At 43.0% G+C, this 21,244-nt stretch carries 16 protein-coding genes; 7 read left to right on the top strand and 9 right to left on the bottom strand.

The window, feature by feature from the left end:
- Positions 1–123 precede the first annotated feature (123 nt).
- Complete coding sequence (locus tag L3V77_RS04725; RefSeq protein ID WP_275135956.1) at positions 124–579, top strand: Lrp/AsnC family transcriptional regulator; 456 nt, start codon at positions 124–126, stop codon at positions 577–579.
- A 169-nt stretch (positions 580–748) separates the two neighbouring features.
- On the opposite strand, the gene L3V77_RS04720 is transcribed toward L3V77_RS04725, so the two are convergent.
- Positions 749–3,997 carry a hypothetical protein gene (locus L3V77_RS04720; RefSeq protein WP_275135955.1) on the bottom strand — a complete coding sequence of 1,083 codons (3,249 nt, stop codon included), beginning with the start codon at positions 3,995–3,997 and terminating at the stop codon, positions 749–751.
- 470 nt (positions 3,998–4,467) lie between these two features.
- Positions 4,468–5,307 carry a fatty acid metabolism transcriptional regulator FadR gene (fadR, locus tag L3V77_RS04715; protein WP_275136694.1) on the bottom strand — a complete coding sequence of 280 codons (840 nt, stop codon included), beginning with the start codon at positions 5,305–5,307 and terminating at the stop codon, positions 4,468–4,470.
- Positions 5,308–5,900: 593 nt separating this feature from the next.
- Between fadR and nhaB the strand changes: the two genes are divergently transcribed.
- Both nhaB and dsbB read left to right on the top strand, forming a co-directional pair.
- Complete coding sequence (gene nhaB, locus L3V77_RS04710) at positions 5,901–7,490, top strand: Na(+)/H(+) antiporter NhaB (protein ID WP_275135954.1); 1,590 nt, start codon at positions 5,901–5,903, stop codon at positions 7,488–7,490.
- Positions 7,491–7,570: 80 nt separating this feature from the next.
- Positions 7,571–8,080 carry a disulfide bond formation protein DsbB gene (gene dsbB / locus L3V77_RS04705; protein WP_275135953.1) on the top strand — a complete coding sequence of 170 codons (510 nt, stop codon included), beginning with the start codon at positions 7,571–7,573 and terminating at the stop codon, positions 8,078–8,080.
- Positions 8,081–8,285: 205 nt separating this feature from the next.
- On the opposite strand, the gene L3V77_RS04700 is transcribed toward dsbB, so the two are convergent.
- Positions 8,286–8,876 (bottom strand): SEC-C metal-binding domain-containing protein, encoded by a 591-nt coding sequence (locus L3V77_RS04700; protein WP_275135952.1) that lies wholly within the window; start codon positions 8,874–8,876, stop codon positions 8,286–8,288.
- A gap of 156 nt (positions 8,877–9,032) precedes the next feature.
- Here L3V77_RS04700 and dusC point away from each other — a divergent pair, with 156 nt between their 5' ends.
- Positions 9,033–9,980: a tRNA dihydrouridine(16) synthase DusC gene (dusC, locus tag L3V77_RS04695; protein ID WP_275135951.1), complete on the top strand. Its 948-nt coding sequence runs from the start codon at positions 9,033–9,035 to the stop codon at positions 9,978–9,980.
- On the opposite strand, the gene malZ is transcribed toward dusC, so the two are convergent.
- From malZ to yfbV, 5 genes are all read right to left on the bottom strand, one after another.
- Entirely contained in the window at positions 9,972–11,831 is a 1,860-nt protein-coding gene (malZ, locus tag L3V77_RS04690; RefSeq protein WP_275135950.1) for a maltodextrin glucosidase, read from the bottom strand. The genes dusC and malZ overlap by 9 nt on opposite strands.
- Before the next feature lie 112 nt (positions 11,832–11,943).
- On the bottom strand, positions 11,944–12,738 hold the full coding sequence (locus tag L3V77_RS04685) for an ABC transporter ATP-binding protein (protein WP_275135949.1): 795 nt from the start codon (positions 12,736–12,738) through the stop codon (positions 11,944–11,946).
- Positions 12,735–13,679: an ABC transporter permease gene (locus tag L3V77_RS04680; RefSeq protein WP_275135948.1), complete on the bottom strand. Its 945-nt coding sequence runs from the start codon at positions 13,677–13,679 to the stop codon at positions 12,735–12,737. The genes L3V77_RS04685 and L3V77_RS04680 overlap by 4 nt, the downstream gene beginning before the upstream one ends.
- A gap of 131 nt (positions 13,680–13,810) precedes the next feature.
- On the bottom strand, positions 13,811–14,776 hold the full coding sequence (locus L3V77_RS04675; RefSeq protein WP_275135947.1) for an ABC transporter substrate-binding protein: 966 nt from the start codon (positions 14,774–14,776) through the stop codon (positions 13,811–13,813).
- 331 nt (positions 14,777–15,107) lie between these two features.
- Positions 15,108–15,560, bottom strand: coding sequence for a terminus macrodomain insulation protein YfbV (gene yfbV, locus L3V77_RS04670; protein WP_275135946.1), 453 nt, complete (start codon positions 15,558–15,560; stop codon positions 15,108–15,110).
- A 339-nt stretch (positions 15,561–15,899) separates the two neighbouring features.
- On the opposite strand from yfbV, the gene L3V77_RS04665 reads away from it, so the two are divergent.
- Together L3V77_RS04665 and pta are read left to right on the top strand one after the other, a co-directional pair.
- On the top strand, positions 15,900–17,096 hold the full coding sequence (locus tag L3V77_RS04665; RefSeq protein WP_275135945.1) for an acetate kinase: 1,197 nt from the start codon (positions 15,900–15,902) through the stop codon (positions 17,094–17,096).
- A 131-nt stretch (positions 17,097–17,227) separates the two neighbouring features.
- The gene (gene pta / locus L3V77_RS04660) at positions 17,228–19,399 is read left to right on the top strand and encodes a phosphate acetyltransferase (protein WP_275135944.1); all 2,172 of its coding nucleotides are present in this window, start codon (positions 17,228–17,230) and stop codon (positions 19,397–19,399) included.
- A gap of 109 nt (positions 19,400–19,508) precedes the next feature.
- Here pta and L3V77_RS04655 read toward each other — a convergent pair whose 3' ends face one another.
- Positions 19,509–20,369, bottom strand: coding sequence for a TIM44-like domain-containing protein (locus L3V77_RS04655; RefSeq protein WP_275135943.1), 861 nt, complete (start codon positions 20,367–20,369; stop codon positions 19,509–19,511).
- A gap of 266 nt (positions 20,370–20,635) precedes the next feature.
- Here L3V77_RS04655 and L3V77_RS04650 point away from each other — a divergent pair, with 266 nt between their 5' ends.
- Positions 20,636–21,238 carry a TetR-like C-terminal domain-containing protein gene (locus tag L3V77_RS04650; RefSeq protein ID WP_275135942.1) on the top strand — a complete coding sequence of 201 codons (603 nt, stop codon included), beginning with the start codon at positions 20,636–20,638 and terminating at the stop codon, positions 21,236–21,238.
- Positions 21,239–21,244: the final 6 nt, after the last annotated feature.

Genomic DNA, 21,244 nt, shown 5'->3' with positions numbered 1-21,244 from the left:
GCCATAAGATTATCCTTCAATATTGGCGCATTTATTAGGCAATCATTCAGAGAAAATTGGTCATTATTAGCTATTTCAACTACATTATATTAAATTATTGCTTTAAATCGCTAAGGAATAGGTATGGATAGAATAGATCGTCATATGTTGGAAGTACTTCAAAAAGAGGGACGCCTTTCTACCGCTGAACTGTCTGAGCGAGTTGGGCTATCACCTTCTCCTTGTGCAAGACGTTTAAAGCGCCTCGAGGATGAAGGTTATATTGAGGATTATCAGGCGAATTTGAACAAAGGTCGAGTAGGAATAGCGATGATTTTTTTTGTTGAAGTGAGCCTAAGTAATCACCAGGAAGAGTCGATTAAAAATTTTGAATATGTGCTTTCTGACATGAAAGAGGTTATCAATGGGCATATCGTTTCTGGAGGATATGACTACCTGTTAGAAGTTGCCACACCAGACTTGGCAGGTTATGAGGCATTTACAAGGAAGTTACATAAAATAATCAGCGTAAAAGATATCCATACTCATTTATCAGTAAGACAAGTCACGACTAAAAAGTCATTGCCAATATATCTTTAACGCGGTAATCACAATAGCACCTTTATCTCGCTATAACACTAAAAGGCAAAAACAACTCACCACACACAACAAAGCCCCTTTCCAAAAAGAAAAGAGGCTTCGTTTTTTTACTTATTAATCACTTCATCCAAAGAGTCATGATGACGGTATCAGAGGATAGCGCACTACTTTATTTATAAGAATACTTACAAAGAAGCGTCATCTTGGTACTTGTATTTCTACTCGTTGTTCTCAGAGTATAAGAGTTCATTGGGTAATAATAAACCTTATTATTCGCAACATCATCCAAAGCCATAATTGGAGCAGGATAGTTATCAAAATATTTTTGCAACAAATAATTTGGCGGCGGACTATTTCGCAGTTGACTCAAAGTAGGTTCAGCAAAGTTTCTTGTTGTATCACCTTTCACGCGATTACAATAGTCTAGCCAATTAACAGGTGTATAGTATGATCTCCACACTGTATAAAAATTGTCATCAAGCTGCTGAACCGTAATCGTCATTGATTTACTTCCAACATTACCATCAGCATCGGTAGCCTTTAATTGAATATAATAGGTATTGTTTTTACCATCGTCGACTGGGTTGTCATAGTCTCTTGCCACCATGGTAACCACCCCGGTAGAACGGTTGATGGTTACATGATTTGCATCATTGCCGCTAACCGTCCACGTAACGTTACCAATATTGCCACTGGCTGTTGGTATTTCTGAGATAAATGCCGTCCCTTCATCAACAGACTCATCTTTAATATTACCCAAGGTAATGGTGGACCTCTCTATAACATCCTTAACGGTAATTGTCATTACTTTATGGCCAACATTACCATCAGCATCCGTGGCTATTAACTTAATATTGTAGGTGTTGTCTCCTTTATAGTCGACTGGGTTCTCATAGTCTCTTGCCACCATGGTAACCACACCCGTAGAACGGTTGATCTTCACATGTGTTGCATCACTGCCGCCAACCGTCCAAGTAACGTTACCTATATTGCCACTGGCTGTTGGTGTTGCTGAGGTAAATGCCATCCCTTCATCAACAGACTCATCTTTAATATTATCCAAGGTAATGGTGGACCTCTCTTTAACATCCTTAACGGTAATTGTCATGAATTTACCGCCAACATTACCATCAGCATCGGTGGCTATTAACTTAATATAGTAGGTGTTGTCTCCTTTATAGTCGACTGGGTTCTCATAGTCTCTTGCCACCATGGTAACCACACCCGTAGAACGGTTGATCTTCACATGTGTTGCATCACTGCCGCCAACCGTCCAAGTAACTTTACCTATATTACCACTGGTTGTTGGTTTTTCTGAGGTAAATGCAATCCCTTCATTAACAGATTCGTCTTTAATATTATTCAAGTCAATGGTCGAAGTCTCTACAATATTCTTAACGGTGATCATCATCGGTTTTGACGCACTTTCACTGCCTGATATGGCTGTTGCAGCAACGTTGATACTATATACATTGTCAGCATTTTTATCTTGCGGTTGTTCATAATTACGTGCAACCATAGACACCACACCCGTAGACGTATTAATCGTCACCAATGTTGCATCATTCCCTGTGACGCTCCACGTTACTAGCTGATTTGCAGTCGGTGTCGTTGAGGTAAACTTAACATTTTCATTTACGGTTCCATTCATGACATCAGTGATCAACACGGGTTGGCCTGTCACCGGAATTGCTTTGGTTGCGCTAAGGTCATTGGTGTAGTTGACCGTTTTAACATTCGAAGTACCTTTGGAGACACCAGTAACCTGATTAATGTCTTCCAAGGTCACATATTCCGTACCAGAGGTGATAGACCATGTTAACGGTTTTTCGTAAGGGTATTTTAGGCCAAATGAGGTTTCGAAAGACGCGGTAAGCGTATCGGTCACATCAATATAGATCCTGTCATTGTCTATAGAAAGGCTTAATGGCGTCATGTCAACGCAAGACACATAACCGAGCGCATTTTGAACACTGGTTTCCGTGCTCATCGCGGGAGGACCCGAACTAAAGGTGACCATACCAACGTTATCACCGGAACTCTGGGTAAAATATGGCTTTCCAATGGGCCATTGCTTTTTGCTGGCACCCCATAATTTATCTGTCTTCTCTTGTTCAATGAAAGCCGCCATCTGCTCACTTGTAGGCAAAAGCCCGCCTTTTGATTTACAGATCGCGTCCGCAATATCATACGTCATCAACGCCATCTCGAAATCTTTTGGCCCTGTTGCTGTGGTTTCTTTATAGCTGCCTATATAGGCAAAACCTGAATATTGCGCTTCCACAAAAGAAATAGGCGGTAAAAACATCATGTTATTCACTGTGATAGGCGCAAACATGTTTTTGGCATTTATCTCGACAAGACCGGTGGTATAACCGCCATGGTGGTCGCTAATCGTCACTGAAACATAGTACACACCGGAAAGTTTCACCTTGAAATCAAACTTTGTTAGGCTAGATGGGTCGGAGGCAGATGCCGTTAAGGAAATATTGAACCCTCTGTAGTCAATAATTTGAGGTGACTGTCCATTGTCAGGATCTGAAATATAAGGAGCGATATCAATCGTGCCCGTCAATTCACTTTGTTCAAGGTTGATGCTAATCGTACCGTTAAATTCAAAATCGGTGAACACGGGGTTGGAATTCGCACCCGGTGTCGAGATACTGATATCAATAACACCTAAATGGACCGAAGCATCCGTTTCGGTCAAAGAATAAATCAATCGAGTCACGCCCGTACTACCACCAGAGAACGTGATTGTCTTATCCGTCGTATCGACACTGGCTACGCCAGAACCGAGCACCGTCACGGCAATATCAACCGTGGCCCCCGTAGGAAAACTCGACCCAAGTTTGTCTTCAATATCGATCACGAGATCGGCGCTACCTGCCACCATAGAGATAGTGGGAAGAGGGCTTGAGCTTCTCAACGCAACGTTTTTAGGCTGAACCACAATGTAGGCGTGTGCCGATACCTTAGTATTTGCCTCTGTTTCATCTGCACGAGACGAGTCTGAATGTGTCGCTGATAAACCTGATGACGGCGTGACGGCGCTAACCGAATATTCATAAACACATACGCCACTGGTGCGCGAACTAACATGAATCTCATCATTGGTAAAACTGACGTCGTTGCAGTAAAGGTTATTACTGTCTACCAACTTTACATCGTCTAATTGAACGGGTTTGCTGTCTGAGCGGAATGCACGCTGTTCAATAGGAATAAGCACGTCATTGTCTTGTATAATATTAACAAAAATATCTTCCGCATAAATCTGGGGGCTTGCAGGGGTAATAATAGGGTCCCCTCCCGAACCGGAAGAGTCGTCACCACTGTCCGACCCACCATTACAACCGACGGCAAACGTCATAAAACCAATTAAGAATATTGACCCCAACCATTTTGCTCGACTTAACATCAATTTATTTCCCAACACGCATTCACCCATTTAAGATTTACACAATTAATCTCACCATCTTAATTAATTAAAATCTTTTCGGTATAGCAGGGAAATAAAATTAAGCAGACTATATGCTAAGCGCGGCAAATAAATATAAAGAAGGGCAAATATGCACGGTATAAAACACCTATTCGTATGATAAAAATAATACTGAATTAAGCAAGTTTGTGCTCCACATGAATGTCCTTCCTTCGACCATTTAAGACATCCTTGTATGCCTAGACTGGGCCTTCTACCAGTGGACAACCCTATTACTTGCGCGTTAATTCCCCCAGATGGGCATTAGTCGACATACTTTATTTTATTTATTGGGATTACAGAGAAATTTATCATATTAATAATTATTTTCATGGAAGATGCTAATAAAAAACGCCTAATTAAGTAGGCGTTTTTTATTATATAATGATAAACGAAGCAAGGTTACTTCATTAATGGTCGTCTTCCGTAAAGTTAGGCGGCAGAGATGTTTTCATCTCATTCCAGATCTGACCACTTTCCAATCCATAATTACGGATAAGTAAAGGCAGTTCTTCTTTTTCTCCACTTTCGCAATTTTGCAAAAGTTCACGATAGAATTTTAATGCCAACTCTCTCGATTCTGAATGTGAGAAATAAAAGTTACCTACTCGGTTATACAATTTTTTCAAACCGTTGAATATAAGCCCATATATCTGATTTCCCGAATGGAAAGCCAATCGTTGAAAAAGCATATAGTCATAAAAATTAAATGTTTTTGCTATTAATAATGCTTGGCGCAGTTCTGGGTTTTTTTCACCATCGTCTTTAACCGCTTGTACGATCTTGTCACCATAAGGAGAGGCAGCAATAAACGCTTCCCAACTCTCTGCGGAAAGCAAGCTCTCACATGATTCGATTACGCCTTTAATCGTCTTTTCTGAACTTTCTTTATTTGCTTTAAACGCATAGCGCATAAAAATAGGGCTAATATTAGAACGAGCAGCTAATAAATCTTCTACAATACTGTTGGCATTGTCAGAATCCAACGTCATCAGTGTATCCAAAATATGCAGACTAGATGTCTCCATAAACTGATTCACTTTCGTTGGTTTCCCATGCTGAATGGTCAACCATCCATCTCTTGCGAGGCGCTGTAAAACTTCACGCAAAGTCGTCCTAGTCACTCCGATGAGTTCTGACAATTCGCGTTCCGCTGGTAAGATCGATCCCGGTGCGAAGCGACCATTCCAAATACTTTCGATTATGTATTTCTCAGCAAAACCTGCTGGACTTTTTGCCCGTATAACCATGTTGTAGTTTGTCCGATTCATTATTGTTAGGTCGAATGACTCATCATACCACTACTTGCACTCTGAGCGAAATCTGGAAGCCATACCTAATCAACAGCTTTAACTTTCTGTTAACGCCTAGGCAAATACACATTAACAAGTCGTTGGCTCTAAGTTTTGTTCGAAAACGTTTTCGCTATCACAAAACAGGCAGTTTCTTGTAAAATTATTGCCCGTCCACTTTACAAAGTCGATATTATATCTAATTGTAAAATATAATGATTATATGAAAAATTCCCCCTTTTATACCTGCAATTCAACATATCAATAAAATTGTAAAAATTCGTAACTTACATGCTATGCTGTGCGAGGTTTTGGACTGACGATTTCATCCCTTTGTTGAATAACGTATTAGTTGTCATTGCGCTATTATGCAAGATTATTTAATGAAATGTCTCCCAGTTCAGGATAGGAAGTGCTTGTAATAGTTAGCGGTATTTTATTGGTGCGGGAACAACCCCATTCACCCAAAAAAATACATCGCCGTTAGCCGTACATTGATAGTTACCGATACAAGCATAGAAGAATATATATTAACTTGTAAGAGTATTAACATGCCGATTTCACTCGGGAACGCTTTGATCAAAAACTTCCTTGGCAAAGCGCCAGACTGGTACAAACTAGCCATCATTTCTTTTCTCGTCATCAATCCAATTGTATTTTTTTATGTTGACCCCTTTGTAGCGGGTTGGATGCTTGTCGTAGAATTCATATTCACGCTGGCGATGGCTCTAAAGTGTTACCCTCTTCAGCCGGGTGGTTTGCTTGCTATTGAAGCGGTCGCAATTGGCATGACGTCACCTCAAATGGTGATGCATGAATTGGAAAATAATTTAGAGGTATTGCTGCTACTTATCTTTATGGTTGCAGGTATCTATTTTATGAAACAGTTATTGCTGTTCATATTCACCAAGATACTGTTGGGTATACGCTCAAAAATACTGCTTTCTATGGCGTTCTGTTTTACCGCCGCTTTCTTGTCCGCATTTTTAGATGCATTAACGGTTATCGCCGTTGTTATTAGTGTCGCGATTGGCTTTTACTCAATCTATCACAAAGTTGCTTCAGGTAAAGGCACCCAAACGTCACACGATCATACAACAGATGACCATTTCTCTGAACTGACCCGTGACGACTTAGAAAACTACCGTTCATTCTTACGCTCACTGCTTATGCATGCAGGTGTTGGTACGGCTTTAGGTGGTGTAACCACCATGGTGGGTGAACCACAAAACCTTATCATCGCTGATCAGGCTGGATGGATGTTTGGTGAATTTATTGTACGGATGTTACCGGTGACCTTACCCGTGTTTATCTGTGGCTTGATCACCTGTGCGCTTGTCGAAAAATTCAAAGTCTTTGGCTACGGCACGGAATTACCAACCCATGTACGTACTATCCTTAACGACTATGACCAAGCTGAGAAGAAAAAACGTACTAAGCAAGACGTGGCTAAGCTTTATGTACAAGGTATCATTGCTGTTTGGCTCATCGTTGGATTGGCGCTGCACCTAGCATCTGTTGGTTTGATTGGCCTGTCTGTTATCATTCTAGCCACCGCGTTTACTGGTGTTATTGAAGAGCACTCACTTGGGAAAGCATTTGAAGAGGCATTGCCATTTACCGCATTACTTGCGGTATTCTTCTCTATCGTGGCGGTCATTATTGATCAACATCTGTTTGGTCCAATTATCGACGGCGTATTGGCAATGGAGGGTAGTCGACAGCTAAGCATGTTCTATCTTGCGAATGGTGTGCTCTCTATGGTGTCTGATAACGTATTTGTTGGTACCGTATACATAAACGAAGTGAAAACGGCATTAGATAACGCTGTTATTACTCGTGACCAGTTCGACTTATTGGCTGTTGCTATCAATACTGGTACAAACCTACCTTCTGTTGCAACACCAAACGGGCAAGCGGCATTCTTGTTCTTGCTGACGTCGGCTCTAGCACCACTCGTACGATTGTCATATGGGCGTATGGTCATCATGGCATTCCCTTACACAATCGTACTTGCGATAGTCGGTTTGGTAGGCATTACATTCTTGTTAGAACCAATGACGGCGTGGATGTACGATATGGGTTGGCTGACACACCATATTGCCGATGCTGTTGGCGCTGCAGCGACAACGGGTCATTAATAATTATTATTGACCATTGAACTTATTCGGTATAAAAAGCTCTGATGAATCAGAGCTTTTGTTATTTAGGATGTTATAAAGTGAACCCTCTTTCTTCTCTCCATGCTTTCTCTCGCACTCGACTTTCTTGGCTGCTACTTTTTTGCTTTGTTGTTTTTTTTAACGCCTGTGCTTACACATTTCAACACGCCATGAAGCTCGATCCATGTGTAATGTGTATCTACGAACGTGTGGCAATGATTAGCATTGGTGTCGCGGCATTATTGGGCGCTATCGCCCCTCAGGTATTCGTCATTCGCTGGGTGGGAATTTTGGCTTGGGCCGGAACATCATTAAAAGGTTTGATGTTGGCTTTGGAACATGTCAACTACCAAAACAATATATTCGCTACCTGTTCACCCCTTGTTTTTCCAGAATGGGCACCGCTTAATCAATGGTTGCCTGCCTTTTTTGAAGCGACAGGTGATTGCAGCGAAATTGTATGGCAGTTCTTAACGCTATCTATGCCACAGTGGTTGGTTATCATCTTCGCGGCGAGTTTTGTTGTTGCGGCCGTTGTCGCGGTTTCTCAGTTCTTTAAGGTAAAGTAAGTAACACCATCGGTATCGTATTTCCGTGAAGACGTCATGCTGCTCGGTTAAGGTTATCTAAACCTGCTATCCCGACGAAAATTGGCCTATTTCCACGGAAATGACGAAGTCTTTAGTACTAACCGAACAGCATTATACTTCTGTAGGGATGACGGAGGCTGTCAGGATGGATATCTACGGTTTTGGGGATAACAAGCGTACAGCCTTACTTACCGCAACACTGCTTAAATTTTTTGCCACTCCTACATGGGCACGAATCATTTCGCCCTACTCCTTTGTAAGGATTTACACTCTGTCCTTTTTGCCCCACCATCAGTTCATCCGCAGCTAAAGCTACTTCAGTTATCATGACGTCTAGTTGAGGCAATAGATCTTGCAATTTGGGTGGCTGTTCTATGCCAGAAGCCTTCATTTGCTGTTGGGTTTGCTCTTCATCTATCGCTAGCATGAACGTTGTTAGCAACGCTTGCAGCATACGTAGTGTACTGTCTAATATTTCCACCTCTTGGTATTGCGTTTCTACGATTGGCCATACCGCCATAAAACCTTCCGACAAGTCAGCGAGTTGCTCTTTTGTTAATTCAGACAGTGAGTATTCACTTCTGCGTAAGACATTATGTTGAGCATTAATACGGGGGACTAAGAGGTTATCTGATTCTTCTTGGTCTATACCGACTGCACCGCACCAGTTTTCAGGTTCTAATGGTTTCACGGTCAAATTAGACGCTAAAATAGCGCCCTCTAGAAAATAACAAGACTCGCCTTGCCAATCTTTCGGTAGTTCGATGGTTTTCATAACAATTTTTCATGGTTTGTTTTCGTTGCGTAAGAGTATCTGAAAATAGTGTAATTAATAAGTAGCAGTCGTGATAAACCTGTATATAGATTATGTAGATGTATGGATAAATACCAGATAGAATGCCGGCTCATTTATTATCGGTAAATTGGATATATGCGTGTAATTCTGGGCCCTATGGAGGGCGTACTAGACCATTTAATGCGAGAGATGCTGACAGATATCAATGACTATGATCTCTGCGTTACGGAGTTTGTTCGTGTTATTAATCGAAAACTTCCTGAACACGTATTTACTCGCTTGTGCCCAGAACTAGAGACCGGTTCATCGACAAAATCTGGCACTCCAATCCATATCCAGTTACTTGGCCAAGAGCCCAATTGGATGGCAGAAAATGCTGTTCAAGCTGAAAGCTTAGGTGCAAGAGGCATTGACCTTAATTTTGGTTGCCCTGCGAGATTAGTCAATCGAAGTAGAGGTGGTGCAGCACTGCTCAAAGATCCAGAACAGATTTATAAAATAGTGAAGGCGTGTCGCGAGGCGGTATCGGATACCATTCCTGTCAGCGCCAAAATTCGTCTTGGTTGGGAAAACCCAGAGGATTGCTTTGAAATTGTGGATGCTATTGAACAAGCAGGCGCCAACGAAGTGACCATTCACGCCCGCACCAAAATAGGTGGCTATAAGGCCAGTGAGATAAAATGGGACTACATTAAGCAAGTCAAAGAACGCAGTACTATCCCGATCATCGCTAACGGTGAGATTTGGAACTATCAAGACGGTCAAGATTGTATTGAAACGACCGGTATAGATTCGTTGATGGTATGTCGTGGGGCGTTTAACATTCCCAATCTAGGCAACGTGGTTAAATTCAATCATCAACCAATGTCATGGGAAGAAGTGGTGACGCTACTACTCAAATATTCTCAGTATGAAATGAAGGGCGACAAAGGCCTCTATTATCCAAATAGGGTTAAACAATGGCTCAGTTATCTTCGCAATGAATATGACCAAGCCGATACCTTATTTAGAGAAGTCAGAACCTTTAAGACCGCCTCTCCTATCATTTCTTGTATCGAAAAGTACCAATCTGAATTAGGTTAGCGACGACACCTTTATTATTTCACACTGCCACTGAGTCATAGAGAGCGTAAACTCGCCGTGTTTAATCTCGCGCGGGTTATCGTCAAAATAGCATTGCACCTTGGCGTTTTCGATTCCCAATTTCCAAGCGGGTATACTGCACTCATTGTCGGCAAAGCTAAGAGCAATAATGGATACCTCGGTACCAAGCTTGCGCGCATAAACGATATGCTCATCCGAGTGGCTTAGTATCTCAAATGCGCCTTTCTGCCACTCTATGTTCTCTCTACGAGCGTTAATCAGATCTTTATAGAATGGCAACCAGCTAGACGTCGCGACGCGTTCCCATGGAAAACACCGACGGTTATCTGGATCGAGCTCGCCTTCCAAACCCACTTCTGTTCCATAATACAAGCATGGGGTTCCAACAAATGTGAGTAGCATAACCGCTGCCATCCGCATCTTTTGCTCGTCACCTTTCAACATGGTTAAAAAACGTGTCGTGTCATGGCTGTCCAGCTGATTGAGCTGCGTAAGCTGATTGGCCCAAGGTATCTTCGCGTTCGCCTCTTTTACCCAATGAGCAAAACCTGACGGCGTCAATGAAATAGGATCGTAGATGATATCTAATCCGGCAAGCAAAGCTCGGATAGGATGAGCAAAACCAAAGTAATTCATCGATCCATCTTCTTGATCTCCTTGAAGCCACTGCGTTGCCTCAAAGAAATGCTCACCCAACACGTAGGTCTCTGAAGAGACAGACTTAGCCGCTTCACGAAACTGACGGACGTAGTATTCATTATTCTTAGCGCCATCCCCTTCACCAAGCATATGAATTACATCAAATCGCCACCCATCTATCGCATAAGGGGCGCGCAACCAGTGCTTAATCACTGACTGTTCAGATTGATAGATATAGCTTCTTACCTCTTGATTTTCGAAGTTCAATACTGGCAACGTCGCCACCCCTTTCCAACCAAGGTAGTTTGTTGTTTCACCCTCAAATAGATAAAAATGTCGATACGGAGAATCGATGTTGTGGTAAGCACCGGCGTCGTACTTACCATTTTTATCAAACCAAGGGTGCTCTTCAGATGTGTGATTGAATACCGCATCTAGGACGATTTTCAAACCCCGGTTATGAACATCCTTACTTAAGTCGGCAAAATCTTGATTGGTTCCCAGATGAGGATCGACGTTCAGATAATCTGTCGTGTCGTATTTGTGGTTACTATTTGATTGAAATATTGGATTGAGATAAAGCGAGGTCACCCCGAGATCTTGCAGGTAATCTAATTTGTCTTTTATTCCTTGTAAGTCGCCACCATAAAACTCGACACTAGAAGCGCGCTGATAGCGCCCTATCGCACTGCCCCACGCTTTCGCGACCACGTCTACCGTCCCACCTCGGATTTGATACTCACCGCTTTTTACGTTTATCTTCGGGTTACCGTTGCAAAAACGGTCGGGGAATATTTGATAGAATATTTGTTCGGAGACCCATTCTGGGGGTTGATGGTTCACGTTATATTTGAAGTGGTATTCCTTACTTGGAATCCGTGCCTGACCCCCTCTTGCATCCAACCAAAATTGATTGCTACCCAAGATCAATTTGAATACATAGTGGGTCGTATCTCGGTCGCTATTGACTGGAATAGAGGCCTGCCATAAGACCAAACGCCCCTCTTTTCCCACTGGCTTCATTTCGACCAGAGACTCTTCATTATCCGGTTCGTGACGAACCTGAACCTTATCGAATGGAAGATCTTCTGTTTTAAGAGTGACAACCAGTGCACTATTTTTGAACGGTAATCTGTTTTTGAAAAGCAATCCGTCCGTCGTTTGAACGTGGCATAAATAGGGGGGATTCATAGTCTGACTCAGCATTGGAGATTTGATGCCAGTCTAGACCATTAACCGTATTGAAAAATCCCCCTTCGGAAGAAGAGGGATCACATTTTTAGGGGTGAGAGAAAGGGCGTAGTCAGCTCAATAATAAGCTGTCATCTGTCAACTCTTCTCCTCGCACTTTAGAGAACATCTCCAATAAATCTGGTACGGCCATGTTCGCCCGTTGATCACCTTCAACATCCAATACAATCTTGCCTTGGTGAAGCATAATGGTTCTGTCTCCACACGCTAATGCATCTTTCATTGAGTGCGTAACCATCATGACTGTTAGGTTAAATTCTTTCACTACCTTTTTGGTTAGGTCGAGAACAAATGCTGCCATTCTTGGATCTAACGCCGCGGTGTGCTCATCGAGCAACAACAGTTTGCTATCAGAGAGGGTTGCCATCACAAGGCTAACCGCTTGACGCTGTCCACCAGAAAGCAAACCGATGTTATCGCTTAACCTGTCTTCTAGGCCTAGGCCTAAAATACTAATGCGCTCTTGGAATATTTTTCTACGTTTAGACGATATTGAATGATGCCATCCTCTGCGCTTTCCTCGCATATAAGCCAAAGCCATATTTTCTTCAATCGTAAGATCACCGCAGGTTCCTGCGAGTGGGTCCTGAAATACACGCGCACATTGACTCGCTCGTTGGTCAACGGATTGACGAGTCACGTCTAGATCATCGATACGAACCTTTCCGCCAACCATTGGCGTTTCACCCGTAACGGCACCGAGCAAGGTAGATTTTCCCGCGCCGTTTGAGCCAATTACGGTCAAAAACTGATGTTCTGGTACTTGTACTGAGACACTTCTCAACGCTTTGTTTTCTAAAACGGTTCCAGGATTAAAGGTAACCTGAATATCTTCTAAATGAATCATGCGACATCTCCTGATTCTTTGTCTGGCTTAGGTGGTGCAACGCCCTCAGTTGGCGTTAGCGCCTTTTTTGCCTTTAGATTTCCTTTCACTTTTGGTGCGATCAACGCCGCTGCGACCAATACTGCCGTGACTAAATTCAAGTCAGAAGCTTGCAAGCCAAACATACCTGAACTCAACGCAAATGCGACGGCAAGTCGATACAAAACTGAACCAACAATAACGGCCGTGACCGCTATCCAGATCTTTCTTCCCGGGATCAGTGTCTGCCCAAGAATAACGGCCGCTAACCCGACAACAATCGTCCCTGTTCCCGAAGTTACGTCAGCAAAGCTGTTGGTTTGAGCAAATAGCGCCCCAGCAAACCCCACAAAGCCGTTTGATAACGCTAAACAGAAATAGGTGTAGAAAGCCGTGCTTCCGCCCTGAGCTTTAACCATACGAGCATTCACACCGGTTGCGCGTAGCCCCAAGCCAAAATCACTGTTTAAAAGACGAACCACAAACCAAGCAGATAAAAGAACCAAAGTTCCAACCAATAGAGGTCGGATATACATCGAGTCCCCGTACGCTTCAAATGGCGTCAAAATAGTATCTGAGCCCAAAAGTGCGATGTTTGGTCGACCCATTATTCGAATATTGATGGAGAAGGCTGCAATCATGGTCAATATAGAAGCGAGCAGATGCAAAATACCGCAACGTACGGCTAAAAACGCCGTCACCCACCCTGTTGCACTTGCCGCGATGACGGCCAAAAATGTAGAAAGCCAAGGGTCTAGTCCTGCAACAATACCTGTCGCGGCCACAGCAGCCCCCATAGGGAAACTACCATCCACAGTAAGATCAGGAAAGTCCAGTACCCTAAACGTAAGATAAACGCCTAAAGCAACGAGACCATAGATAAGCCCTATTTCTAGTGCTCCAAAAAATGCAAAAGCAGACATACATACTCCTTCTCTGCTTACACTAACGTTATCGTTCTTCGTTAGTATAAAAACTCTCGACCAACCTTGCATTGATTGGCCGAGAGGTATTTCTTAACCTTCACAACATCAAGAATGTGTTGTGGTAGGGTTTACTTAATTTCCGTCGCGCGGTCTAGAACAGATTGTGGAATAGTGATACCAAGTTTATCCGCAGCTGTTTTATTCACGATGAGATCAGAACCTTTAGCCACTTTCACTGGGAGGTCACCCGGCTTCGCACCTTCAAGAATGGCAACGACATAATCCGCCGTTTGCACACCAATTTGGTAGTAATCGAAACCTAGCGCTGCGAAAGCACCGCCTTCAATATAAGTTGTTGTTGCACCAAATACTGGCGTGTTCGCTTGATTAGCTGCAATCGTCATGCCTTCAATAGCACTTGCTACTGTATTATCAATCATCGCATAAAGAACATCAGATTTAGCCGAGATAGCTTGAGTGGCACTCTGCACATCTGCACTCTTAAGTGCTGTTGCTTCTATAAGCTCTAGTCCATTTGCCTCTAGACTTTCTTTTAGCAATTTCATTAAGCTTACAGAGTTAGATTCACCGGGGTTATAAACCACACCGACTGTTTTCGCGTTTGGAAGCAACTCTTTGATTAATGCTACGTGTTGTGCAATTGGAGACAGGTCAGAAAGCCCAGTAATATTTTTTCCTGGTTTTTCTTCGTTGCTTACGAGTTTAGCACCAACCGGATCCGTCACCGCTGTAAATACGATAGGAAGATCACGCGTTGCCGCTGCAAGCGCTTGAGCCGATGGCGTCGCGATACCGACTAATACATCCGGACGGTCACCAACAAATTGACGAGCGATTTGAACTGCGATCGCTGGGTTACCCTGCGCCGTTTTAAAATCAAACTCGAGATTTTTTCCTTCTTCATACCCTTTCGCTTTTAGTCCATCCAAAAGACCTTGGCGAGTGGCATCCAGTGCTGGATGCTCAACTATTTGAGAAACAGCAATTCTAGCTGTTTTCGCAATAACACCTGTAGAAGAGAGTAGTGCTGCTCCGGCAATAACCGCAGTAGCAATAATTTGACTTGCCTTCATCTTAACTCCTTGATTAGCAATTTATTTGTTTCAATGTCGTACTTAAATTTTTTTATTTTTTAACTTGTACGTATTTCTTTACGCTACGTAAACATTTTTACCAGTTACAAGGCAGGAATGGAAGAAGAGTTTTTATTTATTGAGCTAATTAATAGAAATGAGGGGGATTGAGCTCGAGGTATGAGTTTTGAGTTTTGAGTTTTGAGTTTTCGCACATTTGTTATTTCAATCACAAATGTCAATCCTCTGCCTCTAGGTTCAAGAAGCGACGCACTCAAGCTTCGAAAAGAAAGCTTGTTTACATTTTATTACGCGCCGCGCTACCCGATATTTAAAACCAACGCTCAAGTGCTGTCTTGTCCAGTTGCCTAAATGCACGGTTTAAAAGTACGGCAAGTTCTTTATAACGGGGCTTAGCCTTGACAGGTTCTAATGCGAATCCCGACTCTTGTATTTTTTGATGAAGCTCTCGATACCATCCAGCAAGCGCCGGTGGAAGTTTGGTATTGGAGCGATTACCTAACCACCATATACCTTGTAAAGGTAAACTGATCGCAAACAGTGCGACAACAATGGCCTGTGGCATTGCTTGCATGTTTTGAAAGCTCAATTGCATAAGTAGGCTGATCATCGCTACCGCCGGCATCACTTTAATACCAAAGCGAGTCGCTTTAATAATGCGGTGTTCTGGAAAAATGGGCGATAACTCCTTTCGCATCGGCCAGATATCCATATATTTTTGCCCGCTTCTTAGGCTATGGATTAGTCCAGGTTTCGTATTCATTTCGACCTCGCGCTAAAAAATATTTGAATTATTCAACATAATTTGTAAAAACATTGACTAAAATTAAAAATTGCTCGAATTTTTTTTGTTATCTTAGGCTATTATCGCTATCCTTTGCGCACCCTCAATGTCATTGTTGCTCTAATTTACAAAATAGGCAAATTTATGACGTTGCATAGCAAGGAATGCTCGCATGATCACAGAAGTTTGATCGTGCCTTTATTTATGGATAATGATGTTTTTTTGACCAAAGATAGTGCATGACCAGACGAGTCCGCTATCCTTGAGATTAATTTTCAACCAAACTGATATTTTCAGATGATTAACAGGTAGTCACTCATGTCTAAGCTAGTTTTAGTTTTAAACTGCGGTAGTTCTTCTCTTAAATTTGCTATCGTTGATGCCGATAATGGTAACGAGCATCTAACCGGCCTTGCAGAATGCCTTCACCTTCCAGAAGCTCGTATCAAATGGAAGTTAGACGGTAAGCACGAAGCTCAACTTGGCGATTGTGCAGCACACGATGAAGCACTTTCATTTATCGTAGACACTATTCTTGCTTCTAAACCAGAACTTTCTGACGCTTTAGGTGCTATTGGCCACCGTGTTGTTCATGGTGGTGAGAAGTTTACGAAATCTGTATTGGTTGACGATTCAGTGACCCAAGGTATTGAAGATTGTTCAGCACTTGCTCCTCTTCATAACCCTGCGGCAATCGTAGGTATTAAAGCGGCGCAGAAAGCATTCCCTGCGCTACCAATGTCAGTCGTATTCGATACCGCTTACCACCAGACGATGCCTGAAGAAGCATTCCTATATGCACTACCTTATGACCTTTATACAGAACATAGTATCCGTCGTTATGGTATGCACGGTACATCACACCTATATATCGCTCGCGAAGCCGCAGAGCGTTTAGGCAAGCCAACCAGTGAACTTAACATCATCAACTGTCACCTAGGCAACGGCGCATCCGTGTGTGCAATCAAAGACGGCAAGTCAGTTGACACGTCTATGGGACTTACTCCTCTTGAAGGCCTTGTAATGGGCACACGTTGTGGCGATATCGACCCTGCGATCATTTTCCACTTGCATGACACACTTGGTTACTCTTTAGATAAAATCAATACGATGCTAACGAAAGAGTCTGGCCTACAAGGCCTAACACAAGTGACGTCTGACTGCCGCTATGTTGAAGATAACTATTTAGAAAAAGCAGATGCTTCACGCGCAATGGGTGTGTTCTGTCATCGTCTAGCGAAATACATTGCAGGTTACACTGCAACACTTGATGGCCGTTTAGACGCAATCGTCTTTACTGGCGGCATAGGTGAAAACTCAAGCCCAATACGTGAACTCGTCCTAAACCGTCTAGGCGTATTTGGTATTGAAGTAGACAGCGAGAAAAACCTTAAAGCACGCTTTGGCGGCGAAGGGGTTATCACTACTGAAGAAAGCCGTATTCCTGCAATGGTCATCTCTACAAATGAAGAGTTGATTATTGCTGAAGACACTGCGCGATTAGCAGGTCTTTAAAAAATTGAACTGGCTAACAAACGTTAGCCAGTTTTGATCTGGGCCTCAGAAAATATCGACCGAATGCGTTACTCGCTAAAATGATAGATAATTGCTGAGCCTTTTCTTTTAAAATCAGAGGTATTCTACGAATGTCCCGTACTATTATGCTTGTACCTATTAGCGCTGGAGTAGGTCTTACCAGTGTTAGCTTAGGTGTCATCCGCACAATGGAGCGTAAAGGTGTAAATGTTGCGTTCTTTAAGCCGATTGCTCAACCACGTCACGGTGGTAACCAACCCGATCTAACGTCATCTATTATCAATGCAAACAGCAATGTCCAAACGTCTCAGCCGATCCCGATGCATGATGCTGAGTCTCTTATCGGTAACGAAAAGATGGACGTTTTACTTGAAACGATCGTTGGTCGTTACAATGATTTAAGTGATGCTGATGTTATCTTGATTGAAGGGTTAGTCCCGACTCGCAAGCACCCATTTGCGAACCAGGTAAACCAAGAAGTGGCAAAAACACTTGGTGCAGAGATTGTATTTGTTGCCACTCCAGGCACATACAATGCGTCTCAACTTAGAGAGCGTATTGAATTAGCGGTTTCTAACTTTGGTGGTACGAAGAACAAGAGTATCTCTGGTGTTATCGTTAATAAACTTAATGCCCCTGTCGATGATGCAGGCCGAACCCGCCCTGACCTTTCTGAAATTTTTGATGAAGCCGATGCGGCTAAGCAAGCAAACATCAAAACGATGGAGATCATCAGCACCAGCCCAATTCGTGTTTTAGGTTGCGTTCCTTGGAGCATTGACCTCATTGCCACTCGTGCTATCGATATGGCCAAGCATCTTGATGCTGAGATCGTACACGAAGGTGATATGTACAACCGTCGTATCAAGAGCATTACTTTCTGTGCCCGTTCAGTTCCACATATGATTGAACACTTTAAACCTGGTTCATTACTCGTCACGTCTGCCGATAGGCCCGATGTTATCGTTGCGGCTGCACTTGCTGCAATGAACGGTGTTGAGATTGGTGCTTTACTACTGACTGGCGGCTATGACCTACCAGAACAAATCGTTAAGCTTTGTCGACGCGCATTTGATACTGGCCTGCCAATTTTTAAAGCACAAGGTAATACATGGCAAACATCGCTGAACCTACAAAGCTTTAGCTTAGAAGTTCCAGCAGATGATAAAGATCGTATTGAATTTGTTAATGATCACGTTGCAAGCCACATTGATGGACCTTGGATTGATTCGTTGACTGAAGGTACTCAGGGTATTCGTCGCCTAAGTCCACCAGCATTCCGTTATCAGCTGACAGAATTTGCACGCCGCGCTGCCAAGCGTATCGTTCTTCCAGAAGGTGATGAACCACGTACAGTAAAAGCAGCCGCTATTTGTGCTGAACGTGGCATCGCAACTTGTGTACTTCTTGGTAACCCTAAAGAGATCCGCCACGTTGCTGAGCAACAAGGTGTAGAACTTGGTGCCGGTGTTGAGATTATCGACACAGACGCTGTACGCGAAAAATACGTTGCTCGTCTTGTAGAATTGCGTTCTAAGAAAGGCATGACTGAAGTGGTTGCACGTGCAAAACTGGAAGACTCTGTATTCTTGGGCACGATGATGCTAGAGAATAACGAAGTTGATGGCCTTGTATCTGGCGCTGTACACACAACTGCTAACACCATTGTGCCACCATTCCAGATAATCAAAACGGCACCAGATGCTTCTATCGTGTCTTCCGTATTCTTTATGCTGCTGCCTGATCAGGTATTGGTTTATGGTGACTGTGCGATTAACCCAGATCCTACCGCTGAGCAACTGGCTGAAATTGCGATTCAATCTGCTGATTCTGCTAGGGCATTTGGTATTGACCCTCGCGTTGCTATGATTTCATACTCAACAGGTGAATCTGGCAAAGGCGCAGATGTTGATAAAGTTCGTGAAGCGACCAAACTGGCTCAGGCGAAACGTCCTGACCTCGTTATTGATGGTCCACTTCAGTATGACGCTGCAATTATGGAAAATGTCGCCGCTTCTAAAGCGCCAAATTCTCCTGTAGCAGGTAAAGCAACTGTATTTGTATTCCCAGACCTCAATACTGGTAACACAACTTATAAAGCTGTACAGCGTTCTGCTGACTTAGTGTCAATCGGTCCAATGCTTCAAGGTATGCGTAAACCCGTCAACGACTTGTCTCGTGGTGCATTGGTAGACGACATCGTTTACACCATCGCACTAACCGCGATTCAGGCTGACCAAGCTGATCAAGCTGAGAAAGTCATTCAAGCTGAAAAAGCGTAGTATTCGCTGCATATAGAAAAACCCCCAAAGATAATCTTCGGGGGTTTCTTTTTTTGTCACTGGCGGTAATACCAAATACATTAATTGGTAGAATTGGTATCAGGTTACTTTACGCTTGTATACCGACGATAAGCCATGGTGCATTATCTACGGTTAGATCGCGCTCTAGGTGCCAAATATCTGTGATATCTTCTTCAATCGCTTCCACTGAATCCCGATATCGACCACTGAACTGAAGGCTAAGCTGCGCTTTAGACGCATCGTAATTTGCACGAACAATTTCCGCATCTACATACATAACATCCGTATGCTGATCACCCTCAAGTTTCGCTCTCTCCGACTTCAAATCATCAAACAAACTTGATGACACGTACTCTTCAATTGTATTCAGTTCATTATGATTCCAAGCACCTTGCAGAATGCGATAATGCTCACGAGACCCATTAATAAACGCCGCCTGATCGAATCCTGGTGGGTAATTATGAGGAACATCGCTGTGCCCTGCAGACCCGAAACCCGCCGCAGGTTGAGCTTGTTCAAAGCTCTGATGAGTAGGCTGCTCTTTTTGGTAATGATTCCCAGCGCCAGAGTACGCTTGCTGATTCATGCTTCCAGCCTTTGCACCCAACATGGCACGTAAAAACTTAAAGGCAAAGAACGCGACCAACCCTATAATAAGGATATCCATAAACTGGATACCTTCAAATGCACCACCAAAGAAGGCCGCTAATAAACCACCAGCAAGAAGGCCGCCCATCAAACCACCCATTAAGCCACGTTTGCTGCCGGCGGGACTCTGTGTTTGGTCTTTTTTAACCGAACTGGTGTTGGTCTGACTCTTGTTTGTCGCGGGTGCTGTCTTGAACATCTTACCAAAAGACTTACCACCACCAAATCGTTTGGCTTCGGCAATCGGTGACGTGGTCACTGTAAACATGATGAGTGCGACCATAGCTAAGATACGTTTCATTTTTTCCCTTTTGTTTGTCTCACGAAACTATTTTTATTGGACTAAATATTATAAAAATTTAATTTTATATTACCGCATGATATATGGATATCCCTTACATTTATATCCTTTGTGCAAGCTTGTGTGTATCGAAATATTGCAAAGCCCACATTACGACAAAATAGCACGCATTGTTCTTGACCTTTTTGGGGCTCCACATAGAATAATGAACAACGTTCATTTTATAGATCTTATTTAGTTACATAAATGGGAATGGCACAAAAAGTATGGCACGCAGAAACGATCACACTCGCGAAGAATTGGTTGAATTAACTTTACAGAAGGTAAAGGAGTTCTTGGCAGATCAGCCCCATCATAATCTTAGTCTGAGAAAAATTGCTACTCAAATTGGCTATGTACCCAGTACTCTTGTCAATATATTCGGCAACTATAATTTATTGCTCTTACAGGTTGTAGCCCAAACGGTTGACGAACTACGAATAGAGGCTTCCACTGCACTTGAGAGCTCTAACAGCACTGAAGAAGCACTGTATAATCTCGCGTATTGTTACCATGACTTCGCTCAACAAAACCCTTACCGCTGGCAACTAATATTCCAACATACGATGAATGGTGAAAACCTACCCGATTGGCAGTCCGAACGCATCGATAACATGACGAGTATGTTAGAAAAATTGATCGCTATTTTGTCTCCGACCAAGTCTGAATACGAGATTGTAGAAGCCAGTCGTGTCTTATGGGCAGGCGTTCATGGTATCACCGTGTTGAGTGTGGATGATAAATTTTTCACGTCATCCCCTATCGACGGTAAAGCACTGATTAAAAACCTGCTTTCTAACTATTTACAGAATTGGCATAAAAATGAATAAGGTTTT

The organism is Vibrio sp. DW001 (assembly GCF_029016285.1).
GTDB lineage: Bacteria > Pseudomonadota > Gammaproteobacteria > Enterobacterales > Vibrionaceae > Vibrio.
Note: the sequence above shows the minus strand (reverse complement) of the source record. Positions and strands in the feature narration are given on the sequence as shown.